The sequence below is a fragment of the Streptomyces sp. NPDC048295 genome (genome assembly GCF_040652135.1).
GTDB lineage: Bacteria > Actinomycetota > Actinomycetes > Streptomycetales > Streptomycetaceae > Streptomyces.
Window position 1 is genome coordinate 196,177 of sequence record NZ_JBEZLL010000014.1, and the last position, 18,145, is coordinate 214,321.

15 protein-coding genes and 1 pseudogene are annotated in these 18,145 nt (G+C 69.2%); 10 read left to right on the plus strand and 6 right to left on the minus strand.

Annotation, left to right across the window (positions count from 1 at the left end):
• Nucleotides 1–84 precede the first annotated feature (84 nt).
• Nucleotides 85–1,086, minus strand: coding sequence for a LacI family DNA-binding transcriptional regulator (locus AB0D53_RS22180; RefSeq protein ID WP_362449143.1), 1,002 nt, complete (start codon nucleotides 1,084–1,086; stop codon nucleotides 85–87).
• Between the two features lie 235 nt (nucleotides 1,087–1,321).
• On the opposite strand from AB0D53_RS22180, the gene AB0D53_RS22185 reads away from it, so the two are divergent.
• The 4 genes from AB0D53_RS22185 to AB0D53_RS22200 all read left to right on the plus strand — a co-directional run bounded on the left by AB0D53_RS22185 (nucleotide 1,322) and on the right by AB0D53_RS22200 (nucleotide 7,242).
• Nucleotides 1,322–2,464, plus strand: coding sequence for a mandelate racemase/muconate lactonizing enzyme family protein (locus tag AB0D53_RS22185; protein ID WP_362449145.1), 1,143 nt, complete (start codon nucleotides 1,322–1,324; stop codon nucleotides 2,462–2,464).
• A gap of 401 nt (nucleotides 2,465–2,865) precedes the next feature.
• Nucleotides 2,866–4,959, plus strand: coding sequence for a DUF6351 family protein (locus AB0D53_RS22190; protein WP_362449147.1), 2,094 nt, complete (start codon nucleotides 2,866–2,868; stop codon nucleotides 4,957–4,959).
• A 480-nt stretch (nucleotides 4,960–5,439) separates the two neighbouring features.
• Nucleotides 5,440–6,183, plus strand: coding sequence for an SDR family oxidoreductase (locus tag AB0D53_RS22195; RefSeq protein WP_362449149.1), 744 nt, complete (start codon nucleotides 5,440–5,442; stop codon nucleotides 6,181–6,183).
• 378 nt (nucleotides 6,184–6,561) lie between these two features.
• Nucleotides 6,562–7,242, plus strand: a complete 681-nt coding sequence (locus AB0D53_RS22200; protein ID WP_362449151.1) for a class I SAM-dependent methyltransferase — start codon at nucleotides 6,562–6,564, stop codon at nucleotides 7,240–7,242.
• 302 nt (nucleotides 7,243–7,544) lie between these two features.
• Here the strand turns inward: AB0D53_RS22200 and AB0D53_RS22205 are convergent, their stop codons facing one another.
• Together AB0D53_RS22205 and AB0D53_RS22210 are read right to left on the minus strand one after the other, a co-directional pair.
• Nucleotides 7,545–8,537, minus strand: coding sequence for a calcium-binding protein (locus AB0D53_RS22205; protein WP_362449153.1), 993 nt, complete (start codon nucleotides 8,535–8,537; stop codon nucleotides 7,545–7,547).
• Between the two features lie 676 nt (nucleotides 8,538–9,213).
• Nucleotides 9,214–10,146, minus strand: coding sequence for a DMT family transporter (locus AB0D53_RS22210; protein ID WP_362449155.1), 933 nt, complete (start codon nucleotides 10,144–10,146; stop codon nucleotides 9,214–9,216).
• 40 nt (nucleotides 10,147–10,186) lie between these two features.
• Between AB0D53_RS22210 and AB0D53_RS22215 the strand changes: the two genes are divergently transcribed.
• Nucleotides 10,187–10,711, plus strand: a complete 525-nt coding sequence (locus tag AB0D53_RS22215) for a MarR family transcriptional regulator (protein WP_362449157.1) — start codon at nucleotides 10,187–10,189, stop codon at nucleotides 10,709–10,711.
• A gap of 465 nt (nucleotides 10,712–11,176) precedes the next feature.
• On the opposite strand, the gene AB0D53_RS22220 is transcribed toward AB0D53_RS22215, so the two are convergent.
• Nucleotides 11,177–11,680 carry a hypothetical protein gene (locus tag AB0D53_RS22220; RefSeq protein ID WP_362449160.1) on the minus strand — a complete coding sequence of 168 codons (504 nt, stop codon included), beginning with the start codon at nucleotides 11,678–11,680 and terminating at the stop codon, nucleotides 11,177–11,179.
• A gap of 109 nt (nucleotides 11,681–11,789) precedes the next feature.
• On the opposite strand from AB0D53_RS22220, the gene AB0D53_RS22225 reads away from it, so the two are divergent.
• Nucleotides 11,790–12,656, plus strand: a complete 867-nt coding sequence (locus tag AB0D53_RS22225) for a hypothetical protein (protein ID WP_362449162.1) — start codon at nucleotides 11,790–11,792, stop codon at nucleotides 12,654–12,656.
• Nucleotides 12,657–13,062: 406 nt separating this feature from the next.
• Here the strand turns inward: AB0D53_RS22225 and AB0D53_RS22230 are convergent, their stop codons facing one another.
• Nucleotides 13,063–13,239, minus strand: a complete 177-nt coding sequence (locus AB0D53_RS22230; protein ID WP_362449164.1) for a hypothetical protein — start codon at nucleotides 13,237–13,239, stop codon at nucleotides 13,063–13,065.
• A 133-nt stretch (nucleotides 13,240–13,372) separates the two neighbouring features.
• Between AB0D53_RS22230 and AB0D53_RS22235 the strand changes: the two genes are divergently transcribed.
• The 4 genes from AB0D53_RS22235 (at nucleotide 13,373) to AB0D53_RS22250 (ending at nucleotide 17,628) form a co-directional block, all read left to right on the plus strand.
• Nucleotides 13,373–13,906, plus strand: coding sequence for a hypothetical protein (locus AB0D53_RS22235; protein WP_362449166.1), 534 nt, complete (start codon nucleotides 13,373–13,375; stop codon nucleotides 13,904–13,906).
• 16 nt (nucleotides 13,907–13,922) lie between these two features.
• Nucleotides 13,923–14,933 (plus strand): hypothetical protein, encoded by a 1,011-nt coding sequence (locus AB0D53_RS22240; RefSeq protein ID WP_362449168.1) that lies wholly within the window; start codon nucleotides 13,923–13,925, stop codon nucleotides 14,931–14,933.
• A 21-nt stretch (nucleotides 14,934–14,954) separates the two neighbouring features.
• On the plus strand, nucleotides 14,955–16,289 hold the full coding sequence (locus tag AB0D53_RS22245) for a Dyp-type peroxidase (protein ID WP_362449170.1): 1,335 nt from the start codon (nucleotides 14,955–14,957) through the stop codon (nucleotides 16,287–16,289).
• Between the two features lie 151 nt (nucleotides 16,290–16,440).
• Nucleotides 16,441–17,628, plus strand: a complete 1,188-nt coding sequence (locus tag AB0D53_RS22250; protein ID WP_362449172.1) for a PP2C family protein-serine/threonine phosphatase — start codon at nucleotides 16,441–16,443, stop codon at nucleotides 17,626–17,628.
• A 209-nt stretch (nucleotides 17,629–17,837) separates the two neighbouring features.
• Here AB0D53_RS22250 and AB0D53_RS22255 read toward each other — a convergent pair.
• Nucleotides 17,838–18,020: pseudogene (locus tag AB0D53_RS22255) on the minus strand (short-chain dehydrogenase/reductase); the annotation flags it as partial.
• Nucleotides 18,021–18,145 lie beyond the last annotated feature (125 nt).

The following is an 18,145-nucleotide window of genomic DNA, read 5'->3' on the forward strand; positions in this document are numbered from 1 at the left end:
GAAGGGCAGGAGTGGGTGCGATGCGGTGCGGTGTAGTGCGGTGTAGTGCGGTGCTTTGCTCGTTGTGGTGGTGTGCGCCGTGGATCAGTGGGAGGGGGCGGGGCCCGTCGAGGCGCGGGGGATCAGGCGTGAGCCGATCTCGACGAAGCGAGAAGTGGTCGCAAGTCCTGTTCCAGTGCGCTCTGTTGCGCTCGCGATCGTCTCGACCAGGAGGTCCCCCGCGCGCGTGGCGATCTCTTCGGGGTCGATTCTGATCGTGGTGAGGCTGGGGGTGGAGACGGAGGCGAGCAGCGTGTCGTCGATGCCGATGACGCTGACGTCGCGCGGCACGCTCACGCCGAGGTGGGCCAGCTGGTGCAGCACGCCGAGGGCGACCAGGTCGTTGTGGGCGATCACGGCCGTCGCTTCGTGGGCGGCGATGAGCGTGGCGGCGTGCACGCCCGTCTCGAACCGCGGCTCGTACGGGCCGAGCTCGGACAGGGAGAGGTCGAGCGCTTCGAAGGACTCCTGGATGGACTTGCCGCGGCTGAGCTCGGCGCGGGACGCGTTGATGAAGACGCAGCGCCGATGGCCGTACGCCTTCAACTGCTCGGCGGCCTGTGCGATGCCGGCGGACAGCGAGATCCTGACTTCGGGGATGCCTGGCACATGACGGTTCACCACCACCAGCGGCATCCGGCCCGCGAGTTCATGGAGCCGGCCCTCGGTGAGGGTGGAGGCCCACAGGATCAGGCCGTCGACCCGCTTCGATACGGCCGCGATGGCGGCCAGCTCGTCGGCCTCGCGCTCGTCGCTGTCGGCGACCAGGACCGTGTAGCCCAGGTGCCGGGCGCGGGCCTGCATCGCCTTGATGATCGGCGGGAAGAACGGGTTGGCGATGTCCGGGACGATCAGGCCGAGTGTTCCGGTGCCGCCGCCGCGCAGTGAACGGGCCGCCGGGTTGGGGGAGTAGCCGAGCTCCGCCGCGGCGTCGAGGATGCGCTGCCGCGTCGTCGGCTGCACCTGGTCGGGTGCGGTGAACGCACGGGACACCGTCGAAACCGAGACGCCCGCGGCGCTCGCCACCTCCCGGATCGTGACTGCCACGGACGGCCTCCTCGTCGTCTTGAGCCGGGGGACCCCGGTCGTCTCGCATCTGGATCCTGCGAATGCGGTTGATGTTTACGAACGTTCCCAGGGCGTGTCAAGTCGTGCGTCAGGACTATTTCATCGAGGAAAACCCGCTGGGTGCACGGGTCTTGCGCATGGGCCCGACTGCTGCCGATGATGTGCTCTCAAGAACGATGCTGAAATTGCGGGAACGTTTTCATTGAGGAGTGGCATGAAGATCACCGGCCTGGAAGTGCTGACTCTCCCCGACCATGGCGACAGCATGATGCTGGTCGTGGTCGACACCGACGAGGGCATCCATGGCTTGGGCGAGGTCGGCATCAGGTCGCGCCAACGGGCAGTCGCGGGCGGTCTCGAGCATCTTGCGGAGCTGATCGTCGGCGAGGACCCGCGACGGATCGAGCATCTCTGGCAGGTGATGTTCCGGCGCGGGTTCTTTCCCGCCGACCGCATACTCGGCGCCGCCATCGCAGCAGTGGACGTGGCGCTCTGGGACATCCGCGGCAAGGCACTCGGTGTACCGGTGCATGAACTCCTCGGTGGCAGGGTGCGCGATCACGTACCCGCCTATGTGCATGTCGGTGACGGCTACCACGACCGCGCGTGGTTCCTGGACCGCTGCCGCGAACTGGTCGCCGAGGGCTGGCGTCATCTGCGGTTCGCCTCGCCGCACGACGCCGACGGCACGCTCGACGCCCGCCGTTGTCTGCGCGACTCGGTCGACCTCTTCCACCAGGTGCGGGACGCGGTCGGCGACGAGGTGGAGCTGATCCTCGACGTCCATACGCGCTTGGATCCGCCGGAGGCGCTGACCCTGTGCCGGGAGATCGAGGCGGCCCGCCCGTACTTCGTCGAGGACCCACTGCGCTGTGAGAACCCGGAAAGCTACCGCATGCTGCGGGCCCGCACCGGCGTACCACTGGCCGCAGGCGAGCAGTACGGCTCCAAATGGGAGTTCAGAACACTCATCGAGGACGACCTCATCGACTACGCGCGCGTGGACGTCGGGGTGGCCGCGGGCCTGACCGAGGCGAAGAAGATCGCGGCGATGGCGGAGACCCACCACATCAAGCTGGCCACCCACAACCCGCTCGGCCCGGTCACCGCCGCTTCCTCGCTCCAACTCAACCTGGCCTGCCCCAATGTGGCGATCCAGGAGCACCAGACCGTCCCCGATCCGGCCATCGCCGACCTCTTCACCGCGCAGCCGACGATCCTGCCGGGGCGGGTGGAGCTGAGCGAACTGCCGGGCATCGGCGTCGACATCGACCGGGAGGCGGCGCGCCGGTACCAGGCCGCGGCGGCCGAGCGCCCGCACTTGCGCACGGCGGACGGGGCGTTCACCAACTGGTAGCCGCGCACGGCCGGTACGTGCAGGCCTTCGACACGGCCACGCGCCCTGACTCCTTCACCTCGCCGCGTCAGCCGCCGGTCTGCGAGGTAGTTGGTCCGGCCGTCCTGTCCGGCACCGCCGGACGGGGGCGACAAGCAACCGGTCCCGGCCTGCCTGAAGCCCTTCGGCGTCTTCACCGGGCGGGCACGGCCCGTGCACCGGGCCAGGCATTACATGTGCAGGTCGTTGACTGAAGTTGCACACCACGACAACGGGACAATCGCATCACCGTCCCGGCGGGCCCACGGTCCGCATCCGCACACTGAGCACGATCTCCCACTCCAGAAAGTGAGGCGAGTTCCGTCGTGTCGTTCAGAGGAACCGCGAGACCGGTCCAACTGGGTCTTGTCGGCATAGCGTTCATGGGCGTGCTGGTAGGTGCGTCCGCGACGCCGGCCGGCAGCCAGGAACGCGAGAAGCTGCACGTGACGGCCGTGTCGTCGCGGCCCGGCACGGTGACGGGAGACGACGCCCTGATACGTGTCGAGGTGCCCGACTCCATTGCGGCCGACACGGTCCGGGTCGAGGTGGCAGGCCGGGACGTGACGTCGAGTTTCCGGCCCTTCGGCAACAACGCGCTGATGGGCGTGGTGAAGGAGCTGTCCAAGGGCGACAACAGGCTCACGGCCAGGGCTCAAGGCGCGGACGCGGGACAGCTGACCCTGAAGAACCACCTCATCACGGGGCCGATGTTCTCCGGGCCGCACGAGCAGCCGTTCGTCTGTGACACCGCCGCGTTCAAGACGGTCACCGGCGCCACCCTCGGGCAGCCGACCGACGAGGACTGCTCGGTCGAGACCCGCGTCGACTACATGTACCGCACCACGGCCGGCACGTTCGTTCCGTTGCCCGACGAGAACGCCCGGCCCGCCGACCTGGCGACCGCGACGACGAGCACGGGCCAGAAAGTGCCGTACATCGTCCGCGTGGAGACCGGCACCATCAACCGCGGTATCTACGAGACGGCCGTGCTGTACGACCCGAACGCCGGTACCCCCGACCCGCTTGAGCGTGGGCCGGGTTGGAACGGGCGCCTCGTGTACGGCTTCGGCGGGGGCTGTGACGGCGGCTGGTACGTCCAGGGCCGCAACACCGTCGGCATCATGAACGACACGTATCTGAGCAAGGGCTACGGTGTCGCATCGTCCACGCTGAACGTCTTCGGCAACAACTGCAACGACGTGCTGGCCGCCGAGACCATGAGCATGGTCAAGGAACACTTCGTGGAAACGTACGGGGTCCCGGCCTTCACCATCGGCAACGGCTGCTCCGGCGGCTCGTACCAGACCCACCAGATCGCCGACAACTACCCGGGGCTGCTGGACGGCATCCTCTCCGGATGCAGCTTCCCCGACGTCGCCTTCGGGACGATCCAGACGCTCAGCGACGCCCGGCTCCTGAACCACTACTTCAAGGACGTCGCGCCGGACGCATTCACCAAGGAGCAGCAGAGGGCGGTCTCCGGGTTCGGGAAGTGGGAGAGCATCGGCAGCCTGGCCAGGGCCGGCGGCCGTATCGACCCCACGGTGTTCTGCCCGGCCCAGCTGCCCGCGGGACAGCGCTACAACCCCGACACCAACCCGGACGGCGCCCGCTGTGACGTCTACAGCCACACCGTGAACGTCTACGGCAAGGTACCGGAGACCGGAAAGGCGCGCAGGCCGCTCGACAACACCGGTATCCAGTACGGACTCGACGCCCTGAACAAGGGGACCATCGACATGGACCAGTTCATCGACCTGAACCGGCGCATCGGCGGCCTCGATGACGACGCCAAGCCCGCCGCGGAACGCACCGTCGCCGATCTCAAGGCGGTACGGCTCGCCTACCGCACGGGCCGCATGCTGAACGGCGGCGGCGGCCTCGCCGACATTCCGATCATCGACTACCGCGACTACACGGACGACGCGGCGGCCGGCGACATGCACATGCGCTTCCAGTCCTTCTCCACCCGGGCGCGCCTGGACAAGGCCAATGGCACCCATGCCAACCAGGTCATGCTCACCCGCTCCAGCGGGCACGGATTCACTCTCGCCGGGATGCTGGCCGACATGGACCAGTGGCTCACCGGCATCAAGGGAGACGCCGGCGACGACGCCCCCATCGAGAAGATCGTCCGCCACCGGCCGCAGGGCCTCACGGACGCCTGCTGGACCCGTGGCATCGGCGCGAAGAAGATCGCGGAGCCCCAGGTCGAGGGCATCGACAACACCGAGTGCAACACCCTCTACCCGGTGTGGACATCGCCGCGGATGGTCGCCGGAGCCGACGTGGCCAACGACATCGTCAAGTGCCGCAAGCGTCCAGTGATCCGCACCGACTACAGCGTGCCGGTGACCGATGGCCAGCTCGAAGATCTGAAGGCGGTCTTCCGGGACGGTGTCTGCGACTGGTCCAAGCCCGGGGCGGGGCAGCAGGGCCTCGCAGGTACATGGCTCTCCTTCGATCAGAAGTGACACGAACCCGGTAGGCGACCCGAACCGGGAACAGGTCCGACCTCTCGCCTCGATGCCAGGCGTGCTGAATTCCGTGTCCGTCCAGGTCGGCACCTGTTCCCGGTCCGCTGAAGCATCGTCACACCCGGTTGCTGCCTCCCTGTTGTCCGTGGGGACGAGAGCGCCGGAGCCGGGGTGGTCACGCGCAACTGGTTGCGACCCCGGACCGTCCCAGCCCGACGCCGTGGAACAGGCAGCCCGCCGGTGGTTTGCAGGCCTTCGCGTAAGCCGTCTTCTGGGCCGGCGGGGGATGGCCGCACCGCCGGTGCCCTCACCGACCTGGAGCGGGACAACCGTGCGGCACCCCGAAACGGACCAGCCGCAGGTGCCGGAACCCGCCGCGGCAGGAACAGTGGAGGGCAGGACCCATACGGGCCGCGCGTCCTGATTCATCCGCGTGTCGGGCGTGAGCTGCCCCGGCCGGCCGAAAGGTGTATCGCCATGCCCGCGGAGCGCGCATACCTCGACCCGCACCCCCTCACTGCCCTGGTCACCGGGGCCACGTCGGGCATCGGCCGGGCGATCGCCAAGCGGCTGGCCGCCGACGGCATGTCCGTCGTCGTGGTCGGTCGCAACGCTCAGCGTGGGGCAGAGACCGTCGCTGAGATCACCACCGCCGGTGGGCACGCCCGATTTGTTGCGGCGGATCTGGAGGATCCGGCCGACGTCGACCGGCTCGTCGCGGAGGTCGGCGAGGTCGATGTCCTGGTCAACAACGCCGGACATGCCGTCTGGGCGCCGACCGAGGAGATGACGGTCTCCGACTACGACGCGATGTTCGCCGGCAACGTACGCGCGGCGTTCTTCCTCGTGGCCGCGTTCGCGCCGGCGATGGCGGCGAAGGGATCGGGAAGCGTGATCAACATCGGCAGCATGGCCGGCAGTGTCGGCTTGGCCAACGCCGCCGCGTACGGTGCGACCAAGGCCGCGCTGGCATCACTGACGCAGAGCTGGACGGCTGAGTACAGCGGCCGTGGCGTCCGCTTCAACACCGTTGCCCCCGGCCCGGTCCACACCCGGGGCGCGGCCCGCGAACTGTTCGACGCGATCGCCGAAACCACAGCGATGAAGCGCGCGGCCGAGCCTGCTGAGATCGCCGAGGTCGTCGCTTTCCTCGCCTCGCCGAAGGCCGGCTACGTCACCGGCGCGACCGTCGCCGTCGACGGCGGCCGCACCGCCATCTGAACCCGGACCGAGCGGGACTCCGACAGACACACCACCGCTGCGCATCACTGCCGCCAGCATCGGCAAGCACACCAGCGACCACAACCGTTCCTGATCGTGCCCCCGCCGTGCCCGGCCGCGACCCGGCCGTCAACGAGGACCCTTTCGCCCACGGGGCGCCGGCCGAGGGACAGGCTCACGGTGGACGGCGGTCGGCTCGGGATTCCGGCTCGACTTCTCTGGTGATCGGCAGTCTGTCCGGCCTGCCGCGTCGTGGGGCGCTACCGGGCGCGACGACAAGCGGTGGGCGGTCATGCTCGGTTGTCGCCCCGGGACGCCGTTTTGCCGTACCGGCAACAGGAGTGGCGTGATTCGAGCGCGATAGGCAACGGTGGGCCCGTGACTGACAACATCACGGCAGGATCGCCCATGTCCGACACTTCCTCGCCTGTCGACGGATACGTCGGAGACCCCGCAGTGCGAGCGGAGTGGGACAGCCGGTACGCCGACCGGCAACAGTTGTGGAGTGGCCGGCCCAACGGTGCACTCGTGGCCGAGAGCACCGGGCTCACCCCCGGGCGGGTGCTCGATGTCGGCTGTGGTGAGGGGGCGGACGCCGTCTGGCTCGCGCGCAACGGGTGGAAGGTGACCGCGCTCGAGGTCTCGGGCGTGGCGTTGGAACGGGCGGCCGGGCACGCGCGGGACGCCGGCGTCGCCGTTCGTTGGGTACACGCCGCACTGACGGAGGCGACGCTCCCGCCGGCCTCCTTCGATCTGGTCTCTGCACAGTACCCGGCCCTGCTGCGCACCCCCGACGCCGCGGCCGAGCGAGCACTGCTCGCGGCCGTCGCGCCAGGCGGCGTACTGCTGCTCGTACACCACGCGGGGATGGACACCCCGCAGACTCACGACAGCGGCTTCGACCCGGCCGACTACGTCTGGCCCTCGATGGTCGCCGCTCTGCTCAACGATGACTGGGAGGTTGAGGTGGACGAGCAGCGGCCACGGGTGGCACCCGACGGCGGTGCCGGCGCGCACCATACCGACGACCTGGTGCTGCGCGTGCGCCGACTGAGCTGAGGTCCGTCGCCCGCAGCAGGACGGCAATGAGCGCGAAGACGTGGAAGAGCTTGCCGGCGGGGCCGCCCTCATGGACGCGCCCCGCCGTTGGCGCAGGCCGGACGGGTTACCAGCGGTCGTGGCGCTCGCAGCGCGCGTCGTGCTCTTGGCGCTTGATCTTGGTGAGGTCGGAGGCGGTGCGGGTGGTGGTGTCACCGCCACCGACAGCAGTGGCAGTGTTCGTCACCTGGGTGTGGCCTTGAAGGAGACGTCGACCTTCAGGGTGATGGGGAGGGTAACTGTTCCCGGAGGGGAGGACGTCGCTACGGGTGCAGGCGAGGGTGCTCGGGGTGCAGTTCCATACCGTGCCACGGATGCTGTCGGCGCTGAGCCCGGTGGGCAGGGTGTTGTGCACGGTGACCGTGGTCCCGCGCACCGCCCGGCACGGCCGTGCCCCGTTCCTTCGGCGCGGTGACTTCGACGCGAGTGGGGCGGTGGCCCGGCCGGTCCGCCCGATCCGGGGCGGGCCGAGCGGACCGGAACGGAACGTCAGCGCACGTCGACGTAGTCGCCTGTGGCGTTGACGGCCGACGTGGTGGAGGTACCCGCGAAGGACCAGCGCCAGTAGCCGTCGGCCGCAGTCGTGACCGTCGTCGACAGGTTGCCCGTCGAGTTGGTCTGACCGTCTTGACGGTCTTGTATGTGCTGGTGCCCGCTTTACGGAACTGCAGCTTCACGGACTGGTTGGTGTCCCCCGCGTAGGTGAGCCTGTCCCCGTTGGCGCGGGTCAGCTTGCGCGTGACCTTGAGCCACTTGCCTTTGGTCACCGGCTCGGGCCCGGCATCGACGCTGAGCTTGCCTCGGCGCAGGACCGGATGGGTGATGTCGCCGCCGTTGTTGTAGAGATCGCCGTCCTTGGACTGGAGCTGGACGACCACCTTCCACGGACCCGCGAGGGCGCTGCGGGGCACGCCCCAGCCCGAGTCGAGCTTGACGGTGAGTTTGCAGGTGGAGGTGGTGGCACTGCTCGCGGTGCACTTCGGGCTGCCGTGGTACGACCAGTAGCTGTCCCCGACCTCGCGTTTGATCTGCAAGAACGCGAGCTTGGTGCTGATCCCCGAGTCGTCCGAAGCCGTTGCCGAGATGGTGAACGACTCGGTCTGGGAGGTGCCGAGGGCGATGGGCTTGCCGCCGTTCACGGACACCTTCTGGATCACCACACCCGTCTCCGCGGCGTACGCGGCCGGAGCGGTGACAGCGGAGGCGGAGAGGACCGGGGCGCCGGTGAGCACGGCGCCTATGGATGTTGCGCGCAATGAATCCCCAATGTGTCGAGCCGGCCCCGGCCGTGTGAATCCCCCCGGCCGCAGGCTTGGCAGGTGACGCGAGGCTACGCCACCACTGCGGCTCGGTCTCAGCGGTGAACGGGCGCCCCTGGAGGACGAGATGAGCGGAGAACGCACGTACTCGCCGCCGTCGATTACAACAAAGAAGTTCCTGCCCGGACCCTCGCATGACGCGTTCATCGCCGTGGTCCGCACCGCGCTCACCGACAAGTGCGCCGCCACGGCGGGCTGGCCCAAGAGCGTCCCGACCTCGCCGATGGACCGGTGGCCGGGTGGGAGTCTCCGGAAGCCGCCGGCCGGGCCGTTCCGGTCACGGGGAGGGCGACCTGGTCGTCGGCAAGGGCAGGGGCCCGCCATTAACTCCCTGGTCGGCCGCACCACCCGATACGAAAGGCTCGTCCAACTGCCCGATGGGCGCGGCGCCGAACACGTCCGAGACGCGTTCGTCCGCACCCTCATAGGCCTTCCCGTCTCGTTCGCTGACATGGGGCCAGGGCAGCCAAATGGGCCGCCGCGACGAGTTCACCCGCCGCGACGGACGTCCCGGTGCTCTCGCCTCCGGGGTCCGGCGTCGCGGCGGGATCTGGAACTCGCCCCGTTACCGCGGGGCCAAGAAGACCGTCCTGGACACCCCCATGCCCGACCCTCACGGGGGCTTGCGTATGGAGGGCGCTCCCGCGGGACACTCGGTGGACACCGGATGGGGAGGTGTCCGGCTGCTGTCGCGTCGGCCCGGGCGCGCGGGCCGGCCCAGGACGACCCCGGCCGCGACCAGGACCAGTCCGCAGAGCTGCTGAACGGTCACCACCTCTCCGGCAACCGCTGTGCCGAGCAGCACGCCCGTAACGGGGTTGAGGAGTCCGAGCAGTCCGACTGTCCCCGCAGGCAGGTGCCGCAGCCCGGTGAACCAGGCGGTGAAGGCCAGCGCGGTGGCGACCAGGGCGACGTAGCCGAACGCGAGGAGCGTTGATGGGGGCAGCGCGGGTGGAGGGCCCTCCACGGCCGCGGCGACCGGGAACAGGAACACGCCCCCGGCGGTGAGTTGCCAGGCGGTCGAGGCAAGAACATCGGCGCCGCCGCTCCACCGTTTGGCCAGGATGTGACCGAAGGACGACACCAGCATGGCGGCGGCCGAGGCGAGGACTCCCGGCACGCTCGCCCCCTCCGCCCCCGTGAGGAGCATGAGACAGACCCCGCCGAATCCGACCGCGGCGCCGGTCAGATGCGCGGTACGGGGCCGCTCGGACAACAGGGGCCAGGCGATGAGCATCATCGTCAACGGGGACATCGCCATGACGGTCGAGGCCACGCTCGTCGGAAGCAGTTGGGAGGCGGCGTATACGAGGACGAAGAACACGCTCACGTTGAGCAGCCCGAGCACCGCGGACCGCCCCCACCACGCGCCGTGCGGCCGCTGCCTGCACAGGGCCAGCAGGACCAGGCCGGCGGGCAGCGCTCGCAGCGCGGCCCCGTACAGAGGGCGGTCGGTAGGCAGGAACTCGTGTGTGACGAAGTAGTTGGTTCCCCAGGCCACCGGCGCGACCGCGGTCAGTGCGACCCAACGCATATTAGCTTCCATGGAAGACAATATAGCTTCCTGGGAAGCTATTATGGAGTCCATGGAACACCACCAACCACTGGACCGAGTGGCCCGCATCCAGGCCGACTGGCGCCTGGAACGACCCGACGTCGATGTCAGCCCGCAAGGTGTGATCGGCCGACTGCACCGCCTGGCCAACCTGCTCACCGAGGAGCTCTGTCTCGTCTACGGCCGCTACGGACTCAGCGAGGGAGAGTTCGACGTCCTGTGCGCACTGCGCCGCGCAGGTGAGCCCTACGAACGGGCACCCGGCGAACTCGCAGCGCACACCATGGTCACCACCGGCGCGATGACGAAGAGAATCAACCGTCTGGAGCGGGCGGGACTCGTCACCCGCCGCCGTTCGGACGACGATCAACGTGGCCGGATCGTCGCCCTCACCGCGCCCGGACGAGAACTCATCGACCGGGCGTTCACCGACCACATGCACAACGAACGCCACCTGCTGGATCTGCTGACGCCGGGTGACGCCGAGACACTTGAATCTCTGCTCACCACGTGGCTCTCCCGCATGGAACATCCGCGTCCTGCCGACAGCGAGTGACCCATCACGGCCTCTCCACGCTGCGGCCGGCGCCTTGGAGGCTCACACGGAAGTCCGCAGGAGCGGAGCAGACCCGCTCCGCCCACCAGGTGCGGACGGGACGGACGGTCCCGGTGGGCATCCAGCGGGCATCGCCGCACCGCCTTGTCTTCCGTGCGGACGGCCAGGACCGCGACGCCGGGAACCAAGAGGAACAGACGCCGGGAACCAAGAGGAACAGACGCCGGGAACCAAGAGGAACAACAGCTCCCGCAGGCGGGACACCACCTCGCGCAGAGCCACCGAATATCAGCCGAACCAGATTCTGGCGCGCCCTTCCGTGATGCCACACCGCGGCTACTCGTGCTCGGTCCGGGTCACCCCGCTGACCTGCTGCCTTCGCGTACATACCGCGACGACGCGGCTATCGGCGGGCCGCCGTCACAGAAGTTGCTCCAGAGCCCAGGGTTCTGACCGCACGTCACTTCAGTGATCTCGGCCCGTGGGCTGTGCGGAGCAATCGTGTCCGTCGCCGGGCAGGCCCATGACGTTCAGCACGGGTTCTTCGCCCGCGGGGATCTCGAAGGTGAAGTGCGCTCCTGTCGGGATGGCTACGAGCGAGCACTGGTTGCCGAAGGTGAGCGGAGGATACGGCGCCCAGGAACAGCCGGCCTCGTCCAGGGCGGACACGACGTCCGTGTGCTTGAGCCCTGCCGGGAAGGTATCTGTTCCCCCGACGAGCGACGAGGGGAGTCGGACGATGTCACGCCAGGTCTGGACACAGATGAGGGAAACCTTGCGGCAACGGCAGACACTCAGCTCAAGGTCTCCGTACGCGAAGAGCCGGGGCCACCTTCGATTCCGGCTCATCGCTCCGATGTCCCACGGCTCGCCGAGTGCTGCGGTCACATCACTCCAGCCGGCTCCGCTGAACACCGGGCCCAGTCTGCCTGTCCTCGCCATGTTGGTCAGGGCATCGAGAATCTGCACGAGGCGGAGCCTAGCGTGGCCGGATCCGTCAGCGGCTTGTTTGCCTGGCCCGCCCTGTGCGGGAGGCTGTGGCGACCGCGGACGGCGGCCCGGCAGAACGGAGTATGTGATGGCCGAGGTACGGGAAGACGACGCGGGGGAGCCCGCGCAGCGCACGATGACTCCGTTCGACGACATCTACGACCAGGCCGATCCCCGCGCCTTCTTCCGCGAACTCGGCGCGTTCGGCTACCGGACACCGCATCACGCGCAGCGCCTCTTCCGCCGTCTGGCAGCACTCCGGCTGCGGGCCCCGGGGGAAGTGGTGCTGGACCTGTGCTGTTCGTACGGCATCAACGCGGCCCTGCTCAATCACGAGCTGACCCTGGACGACTTGTACGCCCACTACACGTCACCGCGGGCGGTGGCCATGACCGCGGAGGAACTGGCCGAGCACGACAGGTCCTTCTTCCGCGCCCGCCGCAGACGGGACGCCGTCCCGGTGATCGGCCTCGACATCGCGCCCAACGCCATCGCCTACGCACGAGCGGTCGGCCTGCTGGACGCCGGGTTCGCCGAGAACCTGGAGACCACCCCGCCGACCCGGGACCTGCTGGAGGCGGCCCGGAGCATCCGACTCATCACCATCACGGGAGGTGCGAGCTTCCTGTCCCGGTCCACATTCCAGCCACTCCTGGACAACGCCCGCACACTGCCGTGGGTCGCCGCCTTCGTTCTGCGCACCGGCTCCTACGCGCCCATCGCCGAGCACCTGGCCGGACACGGCCTGACCACCGAGATGTACGCGGAGCGCACCTTCGTCCAACGCCGCTTCACCGGCGCCGCCGAGCAGCAGTACGCCATCGACGCAGTGACCGCCCATGGACAGGACCCGGAAGGCAAGGAATCTGCGGGCCATTTCCACACCGCACTGCATCTCGCGCGCCCTGCGGCCGATGGCGGCACGCCTCCGCTCGGGGAACTGGTCACCCGGTGAATGATCCCCGTACATGTGCCGCCCGCCCTGCGTCCAGCGCATGCCGAGGTGGTCGAGGTTCGCGCGGCGCCGCTCGGTGGACTCGGCGGCGCGTTCGCGGGTGTTGTCGAGCCACATGCCGAGCCTGACCACCACAGGTTCCGCCGCGCCGCCCTGACGGCGGCCGCGGCTGTTCTCCCTCTTGCCCAGGTGCTGCTGTGAGGCGGGAGGCCGAGGGCCCTGTGCCGTCCTGCGAGGAGGACGAGGCTGAGCAGGTGCCTGCCGCCAACGGTTCTGTGGGCCGGGACGGCGGGTCACGGTACGGACGAAGCCGTGCCCGCTGCGCCTGAGTCCGGGGAATGGCCGGAGCCCTGGCCGTGGCGGACGGACCGGGCCGACTTCCGGGAGGAGCCGGCCCGGCCCGCGGTCAGTCCTGCTTGCCAGGGGTGACGATGGGGAACTCAGGGTCCGGGAGGATCGGCGTGCCGAAGACCGCATCTGCCGCCGCCCGGACCTTGTCGCCGCCCGGGGCGATCTTCTTGTCCTGCACCGCGTTGTTGACGTTCTCCTTGAAGCCGGGGCACTCGGCCCGTTCGTCGAGCACCTGGCGGCTCGGCCTGATGGTCGCTGCCGGCGCCCCGACTCACCCGTTGTTCACGCCTGCTCGGCGGGCGCGCCCGGTGACGGGGCGCGAAGATGGAATCGTCCCGGCGCACTGGTCGGCGGGAGGAGCGGACATGGAGATCAGGCCTCAGGCGGTCGTCCTTCCCAAGGAGACGGATCATCTCGAACAGGGGAAGTACGGGCCCGTCTTCCCCAGGACTCCGGCGTGCTACGGGTTCACCATCGTCGCGCCGGTCAAGCCCGGCCACGCCGATGCCATGCGGGAGTACGGATACGCGCTGGCCAAGGCGCTCGAACAGGACCCGTACCTTCTCGCGCCACTGAAGCTGCACTACCTGCGTTGGGTTCTCTTCGACGACGACACGCGCTTCATGTACCAGGGGATCTTCGACACCGACTTCGACAAGTACACCGAGGACGCCATCGCGCTGTTCTCGAAGGCGGGCGTGAGCACGGCGTTCGAGCATCTGGAGGGATTCCCCGACGACTGGCGGACCAATCCGGAGGCGTTCGTCGGATTCGTCCGCGAGCACCACTGCCCGAGCTTCATCGAGTACGGAGAGTACCCGTATGTGACGGCGGACGAGATCAAGAAGGCTTTGCGGATCAAGAGCGCTCTGTCGGAGATGCTCGACCAGATGCAGTGAGGCGGGGAGCCGGGCGATGAGCGAGGCCAGAACAGCGCGGACCTACAACCAGCGGCACATTCCCCGGAAGTACACCCCTGCCGGACGGCGTGTGAGCGTGTACGTCTCGTGGAGCTATCCCGCCGAGGCGGGCCGGAACGCGGCCGAACTGGACAACCGGTTCTCCACCATGACCGAGGTCCGGCGGGTGGCGTGGCCGGCCTACGAGGACCCGAAGTGGTCCGACCCGGATCAGTTCCAGCAGGGCATCGCCGGATCGCTGGAGCTGTTCTTCCGGGCCTGGGTGCCCTTCCAGGAATTCGTCGCGGAGCTCACCGGGCATCCCGTACCGGTCTACCAGCGCATCGACCAGGCCGGTTTCCACACCCCCCTCGACGAGCGGGTGCTCGACGACACGGATGTCCTGTTCGTTTTCGGACTGGACCACATGATCACCGGACAGGAAGCCGAGCCCGGCGAGATCGACGCCCTGCGGTCCTTCCTCTCGCGGGAGGACGCCCGGCTGGTCCTGGGACCCCATCACGACGTCGGCGCGTCGGACGACCTGTCCGTGCGCGAGGTGGAGTACCGCCACCACGGCGATCCCCTGGTGCCTCGCCAGCAACGGTTCGCCACCTACGTCAGGGACGTGATGAACGGTCTGGACGTGCCCGTCGTCAACCGGTACGGGCTGCGCCCCGCCACCGGTCGGGACAACCGGATCGCCCCCCTGTCGACCATCAGGGATCTGGACGGGAAGGGGTGGCTGAACGGGGTGACGAATTTCAACTTCCACATGCACCTGCCGCACTACGAGGTGACGACCGACGAGCCGCAGGCCATCCATGTGCTGGCCCGGCAGCCGATCGACACGTCCCGGCCCCATCCGTTCACCGAGGACGGGAACACCGAGTTCAACATGTTCCTGTGGATGCCCCCTGGCGATGACCGTGCGGCAGACGTGCTGCTGGCCGATTCGACGATCTTCAGCACCCTTTTCGGTGCCGACGACAGCCTGCGGAACTTCTGGCGCAACCTCGTCTCGTAGTGCTGCCGCAGGGAGGCCGACATGAGCGCACCCACGGACGTCACGCTGGAACTCGACGACATCCAGCGCGGGGTCCTCAGCCCGCGTCCCACCCCGTACGCGGCGACGTACCTGGTCTTCCGTATCGACGACCGCTCCCAGGGCCGGGAACTGATGCGGCGGGCAAGCGCGGTGGCGACCTCCGCCGCGGACACCTCCAGCCCCCTCGGGGACACCTGGGTCAGTGTCGCCATCACTTACTGGGGCCTGGAGGCATTGGGGTTGCCACGTTCATCGCTGGACACGTTCGGCTGGGAGTTCCGGCAGGGCATGGCCGCCCGCGCGCGGGCGCTGCGGGACGGGGGAGCGAGCAGCCCGCAGCACTGGGAAGCACCCCTCGGCACGCGCGACGTCCACGTGGTGATCACGGCGGTCGCACCCGGCACACTGGGCCTGGAGGCGGCCATCGACCGCGCCCGCCCCGCTTATGAACGCCTTCCCGGCGTGACTGCGATCTGGCGACAGGACTGCTACGCACTGCCCACCGAGAAGGAACACTTCGGGTACCTCGACGGCGTCAGCCATCCGGCCGTCGAAGGGAGCGGCATCCCAGGGTCCAATAGGCTGGAAACGCCATTGAAGAGCGGGGAGTTCGTCCTCGGTTACCCGGATGAGATCGGCGGCGTCCAGACGCCTCGGCCGACCGTGCTGGGGCGCAACGGCAGCTACGTGGTCTTCCGCAAACTCCACCAGAACGTCGCCGCCTTCAGGCGCTACCTGAAGGACAACTCCACCAGCGCCCACGACGAGGAACTGATCGCCGCGAAGATCATGGGCCGCTGGCGCAGCGGGGCCCCACTGGCCCTCGCGCCGGAGCACGACGACCAAGCCCTCGGCGTCGACCCCCACCGCCGTAACACCTTCCTGTACGAACAGGACGATCCGGTGGGATTCACCACCCCCGGTGGCTGCCACATCCGCCGCGCCAACCCACGCGACGCCTCGGTGGCCGGAGAGGTGCGGCTGCACCGCATGATCCGGCGCGGCGCCGTGTACGGCCCGCCACTGCCGGAAGGAGCGCTGGAGGACGACGGAGCCGACCGCGGTCTGATGTTCGCGTTCATCGGCGCCCACCTGGGCCGGCAGTTCGAGTTCGTCCAGTCGGAGTGGATGAACGACGGCGTCTTCTTCGGGGGCGGTGACACGAAGGACCCCGTCGTCGGCGCCGAGGACGGCCGGACCCGCTACACCATCCCCCGAAGGCCGGTGAGGCGCTGCCTGGCCCCGCTGCCCCGGTTCGTCGTCACCCGAGGAGGCGAGTACTGCTTCCTGCCGAGCCTGAGCGCCCTGCGCTGGCTCGGGGACCTCCATGACTGACAGGGCCGGCAAGCGCCACGGACACCCTGCAACTCGTCGTCAACACCGTCACCGTCACTCACCGGGCGGCGGCCGAACGACGCCCACATACCACGGACTGCCTTCGTGTGCCTCTCCTGCGTGACCGGCCCCGTGGGTGTAGACCGGGCTTATGGGCTTGCGGCAGCGGCTTCTGCGCCGGCAGCGTTCTCGGCAAGCGTCCGAGGCCCTGCTGGCGGTCCCGCTCGGGCTGATCGTGACCATCGTGCTGGCCGATGCGCTGAGCCCGCGCGGTGTGCCGCTGGGGCCGCTGCTGATCGTGGCGCCCGCGATCACGGCGTCGTTCGCCGGACCCGTCCTGACCGGGGTGATGGGTGGTACTGCGGTGGCGGGCCTGCTGGGCATCGGCCTGATACACGGGAACCTTCTGGGGACGCTGTACTTCGATTCACAGATCATCGCCCTGCTCGTGGTCTCGGTGATCGTGACCGTGTTCCGGTACCTGCAGGTGCGCCACACCCGTGAGCTGATGCAAGTACGGACGGTGTCGGAGGTCACGCAGAACGTGGTCATGCGGCCGCTGCCACGCCGGATCGGTCCACTGCGGGTGGCGTCGATGTACCTGGCGGCGGAGGAGCACGCCCTGATCGGCGGCGACCTCTACGCCGCCGTCCGCACCCCCACCGGCACCCGGCTGATCATCGGCGACGCACGGGGCAAGGGCCTGACCGCGATCAGCGACGCCGCCCTGCTGCTGGGGGCCTTCCGCGAGGCGGCGCACCGGGAGGCCACGCTGCCCGCCCTCATGGCCTACCTGGAGCACAGCGTGTGCTGGAACCTGGCCGAGCCCGCCGAAGCGGAGACAGCCGGGGAATGCTTCATCACCGCCGCCGTCCTCGACATCCCCGACAATTCCTCCCGGGCACAGATGGTCACGTGCGGGCACCCGCCACCCCTGCTGTTGCACGACGGGCAGGCCACCGCGCTGCCTGTTCTGCGGCCCGCGCCACCGCTGGGCCTGGGCGAGCTGAGCCGCCCCGAGTACCACGTCGACACCTTCACCCTGGAGCCGAACGATGTGCTGCTGCTGCACACCGACGGCCTGACCGAGGCCCGCGGTGCCCAGGGCGACTTCTACCCGCTGGCCGAGCGCGCCGCCGCCTGGACGGACGAAAGCCCCCCGGCACTGATCCGCAGCCTGCGCACCGACCTGCTCGCCCACGTCGGCGGGCACCTGGCCGACGACGCCGCCGTCATCGCCCTCCAGCACACCCACAGCCAGTTCCCCGTCGAGCCGGTCCGGCAAGTGCACGAACCCCGCCCGATCGAGGAGACGGTGACGACGGCCCGCAACGGATGAGGCGCGGGAGCCGCTGTTCCCAGCCGTTGCGTCCGTCGCCGACGAGCGCGACGATCCCGTCCAGGACCGCGTGCCGGCCGAGCACGGACCCGGGCGCCGCGAGCTCCGGGGACGCGGTGGCGATGTCCGCCCCGGACCGGGACCGCAGGAGCACCGTCCGTGCCGTGCCGGACCTCTCGACGAGCCGACGGCCGTTTGTGACGTCCGGGTACCCGCATCGACGCTCCGGCCCAATCGTTGGCGAACCCGCCCGGTGCGACGACCAGGTACGTGATGCCGAACGGCGCAGTCACGGCCGCCGGCACGCGGGCCGAGCCGGCGACGGCCGGCTTCGAGGCCGGGGTGGGGCCGCGGCCGCCGGAGGAGGAGAATTGCACGATGGCGCCGCCCTGAAAACCACGACGAGGACATCGAGCAGCGGTGGGGGGGGGCGCGGCGGGGGGCCCCCCGGGTTGGGCGCGGCACGCGCCACCCCCCCCGCCCCCGACCCCCCCCCCCGGGGCGGGGGCCGCCCGCC